This window comes from Streptomyces atratus, from assembly GCF_014648655.1.
GTDB lineage: Bacteria > Actinomycetota > Actinomycetes > Streptomycetales > Streptomycetaceae > Streptomyces > Streptomyces atratus.
The window spans coordinates 219,573-233,094 of record NZ_BMRN01000009.1 but is presented as its reverse complement, the minus strand read 5'-3'; the positions used below and the strand labels follow the sequence as shown (position 1 = coordinate 233,094).

The window sequence follows — 13,522 nt, the reverse complement described above, 5'->3', positions numbered from 1 at the left end:
GTTGTGTCTCCTAGGACGTGGCGCCGACGGGATCGGGGCCGTACCAGACCGTGGTCGCGTTGCAGAATTCGCGGATGCCGTGCCCGGAGAGTTCACGTCCGTAGCCGGAGCGCTTCACGCCGCCGAAGGGCAGCGCGGGATGGGACGCCGTCATGCCGTTGAAGAAGACACCACCCGCCTCCAGATCGCGCACACAGCGACGGGCCTCGTCCGCGTCGCGGGTCCATACGTTGGAGCTGAGTCCGAAGGGGCTGTCGTTGGCGAGCGCCACGGCTTCGTCCAGCCCTTCGACGCGGTAGAGCGTGGCGACGGGGCCGAAGGTCTCCTCGCGGTGGATGCGCATGCCGGTCGTGATCCCGGTGAGGACCGTGGGGGCGTAGAACCAGCCCCGCTCCAGCTCCGGGCCCAGGTCGTCGGGCCGGCCGCCTCCGCAGAGCACCCTCGCGCCCTTCCGTACCGCGTCGTCCACCAGCTCCTCCAGGTCGGCACGGCCCTGTTCGCTGGAAAGTGGTCCGACGTCGGTGGATTCCTGCAGCGGGTCGCCGACCGTCAGACCGCGCATGCCCACGGTGAACCGCTCGGCGAACTCGTCGTACACCTCCGTGTGCACGATGAACCGTTTGGCGGCGATGCAGGACTGGCCATTGTTCTGCACCCGGGCGGTCACGGCGGTACGGGCGGCCCTGGCGACATCGGCCGACGGCATGACGAGATACGGGTCGCTGCCACCCAGTTCCAGCACGGTGCGCTTCACCTCGTCGCCGGCGATCGACGCGACCGAGCGGCCGGCCGGCTCGCTGCCGGTGAGGGTGGCGGCGGCGACCCGGCGGTCGCGGAGGATCGACTCGACCGCTCCGGATCCCACCAGCAGTGTCTGGAAGCATCCCGCGGGGAATCCGGCCCGGCGGAACAGACCTTCCAGATACATCGCCGTCTGCGGGACGTTCGACGCGTGCTTGAGCAGGCCGACGTTCCCGGCCATCAGCGCGGGGGCGGCGAATCGTACGACCTGCCAGAGCGGGAAGTTCCACGGCATCACGGCGAGGACGGCGCCCAGCGGGCGGTAGCGGACAAAGGCCCTGGAGGCACCGGAGTCCTGCACATCGTCCGCCGGCGGATGCTCGTCCGCGAGGAGTTCTTCGGCGTGGGCCGCGTACCAGCGCATCGCCTTCGCGCACTTGGCGGCCTCCGCTCGGGCCGCCTTGACGGGCTTGCCCATTTCGGTGGTCATGGTGCGCGCGATGTCCTGTACGTCCTCGTCCAGAAGACCGGCGGCCAGATTCAGCAGACCGGCCCGCTCGTCGAATCCGGTGGTGCGGTACTGCCGGAACGCGGTGTCGGCGGCATCGAGCTTCTGCTCGATCTCCGCCTCTCCCAGTGCGTCGAACGTTCTGAGCGTCTCGCCGTTCGCGGGGTTGACCGTCGCGATGGGCATGACTGTGGCCTCCTTGCCTCGGTACTTCGACCGTGCAGCGCCGCGCGCCGTGCCGCAACGCGGGCCCTGCCGGGCGGACACCCGACCGGCGCGGACCATGCGTGCGGTGCGCACGCCGTCCGCGCCGGGAGGTGAAGCGTTCAGCGGGTACGGAAGTCGGCAGTACCGGTCCTGGTGGCCCGGTTCAGACGAGAGCGGGGGCGGAGTCGGATGCCGTCGCGGTTTCGGGAACGGGTTCCGGAACGGCGACGGGCGGACGACGGAACTCGCCCGCACCGGGCAGCGGCGGCAGCGGCACCAGGACGACGGTGCGCGGCTCCTTCGCGTACCGGGTGAACCAGACGACTTTGCCCTCGGCCGTGCGGCAGGTGCCCCAGCTGTCGCTCAGGGCCATGACGCGGCTGAGGCCGCCGCCGCCGGTGCTGAGCAGCCGCGGCATCTCGGAGCCGTTGTCGGCGACAGAGACCGTGAGATGCCGCCCGGACCAGCGGAGTTCGACGACACAGTTGTTGTCGTCACCGACATGCCGGTGGACATTGGTCAGCAGCTCCTCCACACCGCGGCACACCGGCCGGATATGAAGTTCGAGACTCCAATGGCGGAGGTGCGCGGCGATTATCCGCCGCAGCTGCGATACACGCTCTGCCGAAACCTGGAGTTCGACCAGATAGTGCCGGTCGAATTGAACGGTCATCGTCGAGGCTCCTCACATCGAGGCCCACTGACTTCGCCCCATTGAACCAACGACCCCCCGAATACGAAGAGTGAGCAGATGTCACTTATGGGTCACTCAACAGGGTGACCCCGCAGAGCCGGACGCGCAACACAGGGGCCGACGGGCCTGCCATACCACAAGCATCTTCCCAGGTCAGAGCAGATACGGCAGCAGCGTGTCCGGAGTGAGAGGAAGGCTGCGCAGCCGGACGCCGGTGGCGTGCCGGACAGCGTTGCCGACGGCCGCCGCGGCGCCGACGATACCGATCTCGCCGATGCCCTTGCTGCCCATCGGGTTGAGATGCGGGTCGTCCTCGTCGATCCAGTGCACCTCGATCTCCGGTACGTCGGCGCAGACCGGCACATGGTAAGAGGCGAGATCGCTCTCGGTGAAGTCGCCGAAGACGGGGTCCATGGTGCTGCCCTCGGTCAGGGCCATGCCGATTCCCATGGTCATACCTCCGATGAACTGGGAGCGTGCGGTACGGGGGTTGAGGATGTGCCCGGCGGCGAAGACACCGAGCATCCGGCGCACCCGTACTTCTCCGGTGCGGGAGTCGACAGCGACCTCGGCGAATTGCGCACCGAACGCATGCCGTGCGTACGGAGACTTCTCGGAGGTCTCCTGCTCGGTGTCCGCGAAGATCGTCAGTCCCTCGGCGGGAAGGGGGCCGGTGCACTCGCGCAGTTGCCGCAGGAGGGCAGTGGAAGCCTTGTGCACGGACCAGCCCCAGGAGGCCGTACCCGAGGATCCGCCGGCCAGCGGGGCGTCGGGCAGTTCGCTGCTGCCGATGTCGATCCGGATGTTCTCCACCGGGGTGTTCAGTACGGAGGCCGCGATCTGCGCGAGTACGGTGCGGGCCCCGGTGCCGATGTCGGTGGCATTGACCTGGATGCGGTATGAGCCGTCGGTTGCGGCGTGTGCCGAGGCACTGGAGCCGGCGATGTACACGGGATACGTGGCGGACGCGACGCCCGTACCGACCAGCAGCGGACCCTCCTCACGGACCGCGGGGCGCGGATCACGGTCGTACCAGCCGAAGCGTGCGGCACCCTCCTCCAGACAGGCGGCGAGGCCCCGGCTGCTGAACGGGCGGCCGGAGTCGGGCTCGTCGGCCGGATCGTTGCGCAGGCGCAGTTCGACGGGGTCGATGCCGAGGGCCGCGGCGAGTTCGTCCATGGCGGATTCCAGGGCGTACATGCCCGGGGCTTCGCCCGGCGCGCGCATCCAGGAGGGGCTCGGCACATCCAGGGCGGTCACACGATGGGTGGTACGGCTGTGAGCCGACCCGTACATGATGCGGGCCGGGACGGCCGCCTGCTCCACGAACTCCTTGACGGTGGAGGTCTGGGTGATGACCTCGTGGGAGACCGAGGTGAGGGTGCCGTCGAGTTCGGCACCGAGCCGGAGGCGCTGCACGGTGGGCGGGCGGTGGCCGACCACGGCAGCCAACTGGCGCCGGGGCAGGGCGATCTTGACGGGGCGTCCGGTGTGGCGCGCGGCCATGGCCGCCAGGACGGCCTGCGGGCGTGTGGTGCCTTTGCAGCCGAAGCCGCCTCCGACGTGTTCGGAGACCACGGTGACCTGCTGCGGCCGGAGCCCGAAGGCGGCGGCAAGGCTCTCACGGACTGTGGTGGAGCCCTGATTCGAGTCATGGACGTGCAGGTGCCCGTCCTGCGTCCACTGCGCGGTGGAGGCGTGTGGCTCCATGGGGTGGTTGTGCAGGGCGCCGATGGCGTACGTGGCGTCGACCTGTACGGGTGCCATGGCGAAGGCCCTGTCGGCGTCGCCGCGTTCGCGGACGGCGGGGTACTCGCCGTTGACGGTCTCCGGCGTGTACAGGCCGGGGTGGTTCTCGGACAGGACGACATCGTGCTCGGTGGTCTCGTACGCGATCCGCAGTGCCTCGGCCCCGGCGCGGGCGTGGTCGAGCGTGTCGGCCACCACGAGCGCGATGTACCAGCCCCGGTGCGGGACCCGGTCGTCCTGGAGGACGGCGAGGATCGGATCGTCGGGCTGTTTCAGCCGCGGGGCGTTGTCGTGGCTGAGGACGGCGTGCACGCCCGGCAGGGCCAGGGCCTCGTCGGTGTGGACGGCGCTGACGCGGCCGCGGGCAATGGTGGCGGGGACGGGCCAGCCGTACAGACAGCCCGGCGGGGTGTGCTCGGCGGCGTAACGGGCGGTGCCCGTTACCTTGTCCCGGCCCTCGCGGCGTGCGGCGGGGGTGCCCAGTGGTGGAGGGGCCTGGCTCATGACGGGGTCCTCACGTCTGCGGGTCGGCGTTTGTGCGGTTGCTCAGCTGTCGGCGGCGAGTTCGGCCAGCGCGTCGACGGCCAGACTGCGGGCGAGGCCCACCTTGAACGCGTTGTCGCGCAGCGGCCGGGCCGCGGCGAGTTCGGCGTCCACGGCCCGTTCGAAGGTCTCGCCGGTCGCCGGTGCGCCCCGGAGTGCTTCTTCTGCGGCGTATGCGCGCCAGGGCCGGTGGGCAAGCCCGCCGAAAGCCAGCGCCGCATGCTCGATCCGGCCGTCGCGGACCCCCAGTACCGCGGCGACGGACGCGAGGGCGAACGCGAACGAGGCGCGGTCGCGGGCCTTTCGGTAGAGGGAACCGGCGCCGTCCGGGCGCGGCGGCAGGACCACCTCGGTGATGAGCTCACCGGCCCGGATCTCGGTGTCCCGGTGGGGGGTGTCGCCCGGCAGCCGGTGGAATTCGGTGGCGGGTACGGTCCGTTCGCCGTCCGGCCCGTGCAGCTGGACGGTGGCGTCGAGCGCGGACAGGGCCACGGCCATGTCGGACGGGTGCGTGGCGACGCAGTGCTCGGAGTGGCCGAGTACGGCGAGATCGCGATGGGCGCCTTCGAGGGCGGGGCAGCCGGTGCCGGGTTCCCGCTTGTTGCAGGGCTTGGAGGTGTCCTGGAAGTAGGGGCACCGGGTGCGCTGCAGCAGGTTGCCGCCGGTCGTGGCGGTGTTGCGGAGCTGCCCGGATGCGCCGGACAGCAGTGCCTGCGACAGGACGGGGTAGCGGGTGCGTACGGCGGGATGGGCGGCCAGGTCGCTGTTGCGTACGGTCGCACCGATGCGCAGTCCGCCGTTGTCGGTGTCGCCCACCTGGTCCAGGGGCAGTCGACTGATGTCGATGAGCAGGTCGGGGGTTTCCACTCCGAGCTTCATCAGGTCGACGAGGTTGGTGCCGCCGCCGAGGAATCCGGCGCCTGGGTGGGCGGAACTCTCACGGACCGCTTCGGCGGTGGACCGGGCGCGGAGGTAGCCGAATGGTTTCACGGCGCCACGTCCTCGATCGCCTCGACGATACGGGGGTAGGCGCCGCAGCGGCACAGGTTGCCGCTCATCCGCTCGCGGATCTCGGGGGCGTCGAGCGGCGCCGGGGCGGATACGGGCGCGGTGCGAGTGGTGACATGGGACGGGAAGCCGTCCGCCGCCTCGCCGAGCATGCCGACGGCGGAGCAGATCTGGCCGGGTGTGCAGTAGCCGCACTGCAGGGCGTCGCGGTCCAGGAAGGCTTCCTGGACGGGGTGGAGCCGGTCGCCGTCGGCGAGGCCCTCGACGGTGGTGATGCGGGCGCCGTCGTGGGCGACGGCGAGCAGCAGGCAGCTGTTGGCGCGCCGTCCGTCGACGATGACGGTGCACGCCCCGCACTGTCCGTGGTCGCAGCCCTTCTTCGCGCCGGTGAGGCCGAGGTCTTCGCGGAGCGCGTCCAGGACCGTGGTTCGGTGATCAAGCGTCAGGGTCTGCTCGGTTCCGTTGATGTGCAGTGTCAGGGTGGAACGGTCGCCGGTTGCTCCCGGCTGTTGCGCACCGTCGTCCCGCCCGCGAGAGGGGTCCACTCACTCGCACCTTTCAGGGGTGGCCTTTTGTCCGCTTTCTATCAGATATGTAATACCTTCCTGCTTCATTGCTCCGTCGTCGGGCCGTGGCCTCTCGACTCTCTCGGCTCTCTCGGCTCTCTCGGCTTTTCAGCTCTCCCGGCTTTTCAGGCGGAGGCGTACCTCTTCCTCCTGATCTCCGGAGACCGTCCCGACGACCCGTACGTCGAAGGCATGGGCCAGGCTCCGCCGGAGCCGTTCGACCGCCCAGTAGCCGCCCTGCACATCGATCGACACGGGTCCGCCGAGTGAGACCGGCCCCGAGACCACTCTCTCCTCGGTGACATCGACGGTCGCCACCCATGCGGTGGGGCGCCTTTCCGCGAGTTTCTTCGGTACGTCGACCGAGGCCCGGTCAGTGGTGAAGGCGGCCCGCAGCGCGTCGAAGACCATCCGCGCGTCGCCCGTATCGCACCCGCTGATGACGACAGAGACGTCCTCGACGTGCGGGCTCTCCTCCGTCTGCTTCTCCTTGATGCTGTTCACCGCGGTTCCTTCCGCTCTGCGTTGTGTGATGCGTCCCCGCGCTGGGGGCCGACGGTGTGGACGGGTCCTCGACGGAGGCGATGCCTGCCGCGAAGATCCCGAAGCGTGTGCATGCCGAACCGGCGAGCAGTCCGAGCCCGGCCCCGACAGCGGCCGGTCGGCTGCGGCCGCCGAGGAGCGTCGCACCCACCCCGCCGACCGCGGTCAGGGTGCGGGCGGAGCGCAGCAACGCGCCGGCCCACCCCTGTCGGCAGGTCTCGCCCACCATGCAAAGCCGACGCTCCGCGGCCCAGCGGATCACCCCCGGTCAACTGTTGGTGGACCGGCCACCGGCCGAGCGGATTCGGCGCTCCCATCGGTTCCCTCCAGCGGTTCGAGGATCCTCTCCAGGCTCACCCCACGGCTGGGTGACGGCGACACGAAGCCGTCGGCAAGCGGATGACCCAAGGCACCGGGAACCCCCGCTGATCGCCCTCGTGAGACCGAAACACTTTTAGGTTTATATCCACTTAAAACATGAATTCACAGTCATTACCGAGTGATGCCTCCTCCTCGGGGTATCCGGGAGGCATGGACGTATCGAACGGAGATCTCAGTTCGCTGGCCCTCACCCTCGCCGACGGGCGGGGCGCGACCGGCGTGATCATGGGAATTGTCGGAGTGGCGCTGGTGGGCGTGCTGATCGGTGCCGTCTGGCTGGGCAGGCGGCGCCGAGCCCAGGAGCTGCCTCCGCCCCGGCCCGAGGAGCAGCCGCTGCGGCCCGACCACCGGAGCCATATCGAGCAACGCGACGTCCACGGCGACGACAGCTTCCCGCCCGACGGCCGGGGCCTGTCCCCCTATGAGCTCGGTGACCACGGAAGCGAGACCATCCATCGCGACAGCGACGAGCAGCGTGACAGGCCTCAGGGAGACCAGGGGACGCAGACGCCTCAATGAGCGCTGCGGCGAGGCAGGCGGCAGTGCCGCGTGTTGCGGGAGCGACCGCTCGCGGTGAGGCTGGTGAGGCTCCGACGGCCGCCGTCACGCGCGGGCCGCAGAACCGATGAAGGCAGTAGGACCATGACCGGAAGCCATCCTGGAACGGCGTCGATGCCGGCGCCGCTGACCGGATCCGCAGCGCCCTGCTGGGTCAACCTCATGACCCGCGACCTGGAATCCGCGCAGAAGTTCTACGCCGCCGTGCTGGGCTGGACCTTCCGGCCGGGCAAGCTGGGGCAGGAGTTCTCCGTCGCGCGCCGCGGGGATGTGCCGGTCGCCGGCATCGGCGCGGTGGCGACCGCCTACCGGGTGGCCGTGGCCTGGACCCCGTACTTCGCCGTCCCCGACGCCGACGCGGCAGCCTCACGCATCCGTGAGCGCAGCGGCACGGTCGCGGTGGGACCGCTGGCACTCGGCAAGGGGCGCGGGGCCCTGGCGGCGGACCTCGACGGTGCGGTGTTCGGTATCTGGGAGCGGACCGAGCCCGCGACGTCGCCCCCCGCGCCGGACGACCGCTCGCACGCCTGGCTGCGCCTGCACACCAGGAACGCCTTCGATGCGGCGATCTTCTACGGCGGGGTGCTCGACTGGGCGAGCGGGCGGCCCGGGTGCTGCGAGGTGTCGTACGAGAAGGACGAGGTCATCGTCGAGTGCGAGGGGCGTCAGCTCGCCCGGATCAGCTCCGGTGCGGTGGAGGCGGCACCCGATCCGCTGGTCCGCCCGCACTGGCAGGTCCACTTCCCCGTCGCCGACCTGGCGGCCACGGTCGAGGCGGCGCGGCGGCACGGCGGCAGTCTGGTCGAGCAGCGTCCGCTGGGGCAGGGCAGCGAGGCGACTCTGCTGGACCCGGACGGCGGACTCTTCACGGTCACGGACGTCCCGGGCCCCACTGCTGGCGATTCCGGCTGAACGGACCACCCTCGCACAGCGGTCATTTCTCGTGTTCGGGTGAGGGTGAGGAGCGGGCCGGCGCCCAGGCCGGGAACACGAACCAGCAGACCAGGAACCACAGCGCCATGCCGCCGACCAGCCACAGGGCGAGTGGGTTGTGCAGGGCCACCCGCAGGATGAGCAGCAGCGCGGAACACATGGTGCACAGCAGCAGGACCAGCCCGAGCACCGTCAGCCGTGACGCCCAGGTGACCGTCTGCGGCTTCAGCCGTCGTCCGGTGAGCAGCCGGTGGTACGACACGGGCCCGATGAGGGCGGCGACGGTGGCGGAGCCCGGCATCACGGTGACCACGTAGATGGTGCGGTCGGTGTCCGACAGCTCGGTGAAGCGCGGCTGGCAGACGACGGCGAGCAGGAAGCCGAACAGGATCTGGACGCCCGTCCGGGCCACCCGCAGTTCCTGGAGCAGTTCGTTCCACTGCCGGTCCGCCCGCTCCTCCGGCGTCTCGTGGCGGCCTGTGTCGCGGCCCGGGCCGCAAGGCAGGTGGGATGCCGAGGTCACCGTGAGCCTCCGTCCGAATGCGCGGAGTACTGCGCCTTCCCCTCCTTTCCCACCGTAGACCTCACAGCGGGCGCACCGGGCCTCGACGACCGGCACGACCCCGCCTAGGATCTTGAGTACGGCATCGCGCGTCGGTCACCGGCCGGGTGAGGCGTGGAGGTGCCCGTGAGATGCCCGTTGGAGGCATTCCACAGTGTCAGTCGAGTTGAATCACACCATCATTCACGCCCGGGACAACCGGGAATCAGCCGAGTTCCTGGCGAACATACTGGGTCTGGAAGTCGGCGGGGAATGGGGCCCGTTCATACCGGTCGCCACCGCGAACGGGGTCACCCTGGACTTCGCGACCATTCCCGAGGCGTCGATCGTCATGCAGCACTACGCCTTCCTCGTCTCGGAGGCGGAGTTCGACACGGCGTACGCCCGCATCAAGGAGCTCGGGATCACGTACTACGCGGATCCGCATCAGAAGCATCCGGGCGAGATCAACCACAACGACGGCGGCCGAGGCGTCTACTTCCTCGATCCCGCCGGTCACGCCATGGAGATCATCACGCGTCCGTACGGGGGCTGGACCTCATAACACGACGTACTGGAAGGGGGGTTCGGCCGGGTTCCGTGCACGGGTTCCGGCCGGGCCGTTCCGCGTCGGGTCAGGCGATCGGCAGTACCAGTTCGGGCCGGTCCCACATCACCGCGGGTGGATTGGCCGCGAGGGTGCCGGTCCGCCGGGCCCCGACACTGCGGTAGAAGCCCTCGGCGGGCGGGTGCGAGACGATGCGGACGCCGGGCAGGCCGACGCGCTGCGCCTCGTCGCGCAGATGCCCGATGAGCAGCCGCCCGATGCCGAGCCCCTGCGCATCGTCGGCGACGAACATGAGGTCGAGTTCCGGCGGGGCGAGGATCAGCGAGTAGAAGCCGAGGAGCCGGTCGGTGCCGGGCTCGATGGCCGCGAAGACCTGGTGGGTCTCGATGTAGTCGGGCCCCACCCGGTATCCGGCGACCATGGCGGCGTAGGGCCCCTCATAGGCGCGGGAGGTCCTGACGAGCCGGGTGAGCCGTTTCGCGTCCCGTGCGGTCGCCCGCCTGATGCGTACGGTCTCGCTGCGCGCCCCGCCACCCGGACGCGTAATGATCGGTGTCATGGAGTGAGTATTACGCATCCGGCTGCGGGGCACCCACTTCCGGGTCCGCGGGCTCCCGACTGTCACGGGGCTCCCGGGCTCCCGACTGTCACGACGGTCCGCGTGCCGCGCGCCACTCCTCGACCATGGCGTCGATGTCGAACGGTTTGAGGTTCAACAGGGGACCCGGCGGCGGCCGTCTGATGGCTGCCCGGATCTTCTCGTTGACCTCCGTCAACATGCGCCGCACCTCGGCCTCCGTCCGCGCCCCGGGCACGGCGTCGCACACCTCCTCCGCCTCTTTGCGCAGCGCCAGTGTCGGCGGGAGCACCGACACCCCTTCCCGCTGCATCTTCTGCTTGATCCACCAGGTCTCGTCGTAGGGAGCGTCGAGCCCGTCGAGCGGCTTGCCGAAGCCCGGCAACTGCGAGAAGTCGCCGCGCTGCTCGGACTCGCGGATCTGCTTGTCGACCCATGATTCGAAGCTGACGCCCGCAGGCTTGCGTTCGGTCAACGTACGCCCCTCTCGGAGGATTCGTGATCCTGCCCTTTCACGATACCGAGGGGCCACAGGAGCACCCGCTGTGCCCACGTCGTCACCTCGCAACGGGCGTCGCCGCAACGCCGCTTCGGGTTCCGGGGAGGGTCACGACCCCGCACCCGCTTCAGTGCGCGTGCCCGCCGGTTGCCCCCGCCCCGCTCTCCTCATGGCCGACGACACCCTTCCCCGATGCCGCCACCGGGACGGTGAACGCCGCGGTGCGGACCTTCCCCTCGTGCTGGAAGTCGAGGAAGAGCCGGTACGTACCCGCACTGGGCGCCGTCGCCGTGAAGGACACCACGGGCCCCGGGCCGCCCTCGTTCGGGTGGACGTGCAGATAGGCCAGGTCGCCCGAGCGCAGCGCGACCAGGTGCCCGTACGCGCCGAGGTAGGGCTGCAGATCGGTGACGGGCCGGCCTTTCCTGCTGACGGTCAGCTTCAGCTCTCCGCCCTGGCCGGCGCGGAGTTCGCCGTCGAGTGCGACGCGGTAGCCGTCCACCTCGGCGGCGGCGCGCGGAGCCGGCAGAGCCGTGGGGCGGTAGGTGCCGGAGACGGCCAGATCCGCGCCCAGCGTGAGGTTCTCGGCACCCTCGGCGGCCGGCGTGAAGTCCGCGAACGCCCGGTAGCCACCGGCCTTGGGCAGGTCGACGGGGGTCGACCAGGTGCCGTCGGCCGCGCGGACGGGGTGCAGGTGCCGGAATTCGGTGAGGTCGCTCGACGCAAGGATGAAGTGCAGTTCCTTGCCGTGCTCGCGTTGATAGGCGGTGACCTTGCGGCCGCTCTCATCCGTGACGGCGAACCTGATCTCGGTCCGGGTCCTTGCTCGTATCGTGGGTGTTTCGAGGGCCAGCGCGTAACCGCCGTCGGAGATCTGCAGTCCGCCGGCCACTTGATCCGCCGCCCCCTTCGCCCCGCCCTCCTCTCCCGCGCCGTGGCCGGCGTGCTGCCGCGCGGGGCGGTCCTCAGCGGCCACGAGCGGGTCGATACCCCTGCCCACGCCGTACGCGGTCCCGAAGGTCGCGGCGAGCGCGGCGGCGAAGGCCGTGATCCTCAGTGCGTTGTTCATGACGGTGTCCTCCATCGGGTCCATCGGGAGGCGACTCTTCCCGACGGGACTCAACATACCCCCTGGGGGTATCAAGTCAACCCGGGAGTGCGCCATTGCTTCCCGATTGCCCACGCCTCCGAGCCGGACAGGCCGACGACACCGGGAGGCCGGGGTCCCGGCGCCCGGCTCAGGCGGACACCACGAGCCCGCCGCGCAGCCGCTCCACCGCGGCCTCCGGAATCCTCAGGCCGTCGCGCACATACCCGTCGAGCCCGCCCCACCTCTCGTCCATGGCGTCCAGCGCCATATCGAGATAGCGAGGGCGGACCTCGGTGATCGCGGACGCGATCTCCGGGTCACCGCCCGCATCGAGGAAGCCCTGTACGTATGGGGCGTAGGCGACCCGAACGACCGGGTTCACCGCGAGGAACTCGGCCCGCACCACATCCCGTGACGCACCGACCAGCATCAGCAGCAGCGCGGTGGCCCAGCCGGTACGGTCCTTGCCGGCCGTGCAGTGGAAAAGCACCGGGCGGGCACGGTCGTCGGCGGCCGTCTCCACGAAGGCCCGGTAAGCGGCGGCGGCACGCGGCGAGAGCACCATCTGCCGGTAGGTCTCTGCGAACATCCCCTCAGCCTTCCCGCTCCCCAGCAACCGCTCCGCCGCGACCGGATCGGCGAGCAGTGCACGCAGCCGGGCGGGCGCCACGCCCGGGTTGTCGCCGAGCACATCGGCGACGAAGAGCCGCGCACCGGGCGGCAGCCGGTCGGGGGCAGCCGCACGCTCGTCGGCAGTGCGCAGATCGACGACGGTACGGATACCGAGCGCGGCCACCGCCATGTCCTGCGCCGCGTCCAGACCGCTGAGCTGGCCGGAGCGCAGCACGGCGCCCGGCCGGACCCGACGGTCAGGGCCCAGAGCGATGCCGCCCAGGTCGCGAAGATTGACGACGGTGGATGCCGGGACGGCCCTGGCGGTTTGCACGATGAATTTCCCCTTTTCCCGACACGTATCCGAATTGATTCGGCCTGGCCGGATCAAACGTCGCACGCGGTCGGGAGATCGACAAAGTAAAACGCCGGAGAAGCACCGATCGACGACATCGAAGGAGATAAAGGAAATGTGAAATTGCAACCCCCCCCCTCCAGGTCAGGAGCACAGGACATCGAGATGGTGTCCTGGTCTTAATGGGCCGCGCTTCCGCAGTAAATCGCTCGACATGGAACCTCGACATGGAACAGTGAGCCCTTTCCAACCTCACGTTGATGCGCGGTGAAGGACGAGGACGGCCATGCCGAGGTCGGTGATGCGGTTGGTGCTGCAGCGGAGCTTTCGCAGGACTCGCCGGCCCTTGAGAGCGGCCATGGCCTGTTCGCCGAGGCAGCGGATCTCGGCGCGGGTGCTGTTGTTCCGGCGCTTCCACCCCTTGAGCCGCCGGCCTCGGCAGGGTACTCGGATCGGGCGGCCGGCACCCTGGTACGCCTTGTCGGCCCAGCACTTGAGTTCCATACCAACGAGCGCGTCGATGATGCCGTGGGTGCGGGCGGCGGCGGTCAGGCCGTGGTTCGCCCCCGGGAGTGCGGGCGAGGCCCGCAGCAGCCGCCCGAACGGGTCGGTGAGGACTTGGATATTCATGCCGTGGCGCTTGTGTTTGCCGGAGCGGTACGGGGTGTCGGCGGCGATCCGCTCGATGGGCAGCAGGGTTCCGTCGAGGACCACGAAGGCCGGCCGGCTTGCGGTCCGCATCGCCTCTGCCGAGCTCGGTGCGAGCGCGGCCGGGACCTCTGTCGCCTCGCGCACATAGCGGTGGACCGTCGCGATCCCGACGCCGAACCCGGCGGCGAGCTGAGCAGC

At 70.0% G+C, this 13,522-nt stretch carries 14 protein-coding genes and 1 pseudogene; 3 read left to right on the top strand and 12 right to left on the bottom strand.

From position 1 onward, the window contains the following. Positions 1–10: 10 nt before the first annotated feature. From IEZ15_RS18155 to IEZ15_RS18130, 6 genes are all read right to left on the bottom strand, one after another. The gene (locus IEZ15_RS18155; RefSeq protein ID WP_189278052.1) at positions 11–1,435 is read right to left on the bottom strand and encodes an NADP-dependent succinic semialdehyde dehydrogenase; all 1,425 of its coding nucleotides are present in this window, start codon (positions 1,433–1,435) and stop codon (positions 11–13) included. Between the two features lie 184 nt (positions 1,436–1,619). Next, complete coding sequence (locus IEZ15_RS18150) at positions 1,620–2,129, bottom strand: ATP-binding protein (RefSeq protein WP_114242815.1); 510 nt, start codon at positions 2,127–2,129, stop codon at positions 1,620–1,622. A 174-nt stretch (positions 2,130–2,303) separates the two neighbouring features. Next, complete coding sequence (locus tag IEZ15_RS18145; RefSeq protein WP_189278050.1) at positions 2,304–4,403, bottom strand: xanthine dehydrogenase family protein molybdopterin-binding subunit; 2,100 nt, start codon at positions 4,401–4,403, stop codon at positions 2,304–2,306. Between the two features lie 42 nt (positions 4,404–4,445). Then, positions 4,446–5,432: an FAD binding domain-containing protein gene (locus tag IEZ15_RS18140; RefSeq protein WP_189278048.1), complete on the bottom strand. Its 987-nt coding sequence runs from the start codon at positions 5,430–5,432 to the stop codon at positions 4,446–4,448. Continuing rightward, entirely contained in the window at positions 5,429–5,995 is a 567-nt protein-coding gene (locus tag IEZ15_RS18135) for a 2Fe-2S iron-sulfur cluster-binding protein (RefSeq protein WP_189278046.1), read from the bottom strand. Before IEZ15_RS18135 ends, IEZ15_RS18140 begins: the two co-directional genes overlap by 4 nt. Before the next feature lie 129 nt (positions 5,996–6,124). Then, complete coding sequence (locus IEZ15_RS18130) at positions 6,125–6,520, bottom strand: hypothetical protein (protein ID WP_114242819.1); 396 nt, start codon at positions 6,518–6,520, stop codon at positions 6,125–6,127. Between the two features lie 570 nt (positions 6,521–7,090). Between IEZ15_RS18130 and IEZ15_RS18125 the strand changes: the two genes are divergently transcribed. Continuing rightward, positions 7,091–7,459 carry a DUF6479 family protein gene (locus IEZ15_RS18125; RefSeq protein WP_114242820.1) on the top strand — a complete coding sequence of 123 codons (369 nt, stop codon included), beginning with the start codon at positions 7,091–7,093 and terminating at the stop codon, positions 7,457–7,459. A gap of 123 nt (positions 7,460–7,582) precedes the next feature. Next, positions 7,583–8,410, top strand: a complete 828-nt coding sequence (locus IEZ15_RS18120; protein ID WP_189278044.1) for a VOC family protein — start codon at positions 7,583–7,585, stop codon at positions 8,408–8,410. 22 nt (positions 8,411–8,432) lie between these two features. Here IEZ15_RS18120 and IEZ15_RS18115 read toward each other — a convergent pair whose 3' ends face one another. Continuing rightward, positions 8,433–8,954: a DUF6328 family protein gene (locus IEZ15_RS18115; RefSeq protein WP_229845946.1), complete on the bottom strand. Its 522-nt coding sequence runs from the start codon at positions 8,952–8,954 to the stop codon at positions 8,433–8,435. Positions 8,955–9,147: 193 nt separating this feature from the next. Between IEZ15_RS18115 and IEZ15_RS18110 the strand changes: the two genes are divergently transcribed. Continuing rightward, positions 9,148–9,537, top strand: coding sequence for a VOC family protein (locus tag IEZ15_RS18110; protein WP_114242823.1), 390 nt, complete (start codon positions 9,148–9,150; stop codon positions 9,535–9,537). Between the two features lie 70 nt (positions 9,538–9,607). On the opposite strand, the gene IEZ15_RS18105 is transcribed toward IEZ15_RS18110, so the two are convergent. From IEZ15_RS18105 to IEZ15_RS18085, 5 genes and pseudogenes are all read right to left on the bottom strand, one after another. Then, positions 9,608–10,099, bottom strand: coding sequence for a GNAT family N-acetyltransferase (locus IEZ15_RS18105; protein ID WP_189278042.1), 492 nt, complete (start codon positions 10,097–10,099; stop codon positions 9,608–9,610). 88 nt (positions 10,100–10,187) lie between these two features. Then, positions 10,188–10,592, bottom strand: coding sequence for a DnaJ family domain-containing protein (locus IEZ15_RS18100; protein ID WP_189278040.1), 405 nt, complete (start codon positions 10,590–10,592; stop codon positions 10,188–10,190). Between the two features lie 151 nt (positions 10,593–10,743). Continuing rightward, on the bottom strand, positions 10,744–11,685 hold the full coding sequence (locus IEZ15_RS18095) for a DUF8832 domain-containing protein (RefSeq protein WP_189278039.1): 942 nt from the start codon (positions 11,683–11,685) through the stop codon (positions 10,744–10,746). A 169-nt stretch (positions 11,686–11,854) separates the two neighbouring features. Further along, positions 11,855–12,652, bottom strand: a complete 798-nt coding sequence (locus IEZ15_RS18090) for a tyrosine-protein phosphatase (RefSeq protein ID WP_189278037.1) — start codon at positions 12,650–12,652, stop codon at positions 11,855–11,857. 273 nt (positions 12,653–12,925) lie between these two features. Next, a pseudogene (locus tag IEZ15_RS18085) lies at positions 12,926–13,519 on the bottom strand (transposase family protein); the annotation flags it as partial. Between the last annotated feature and the right edge of the window lie 3 nt (positions 13,520–13,522).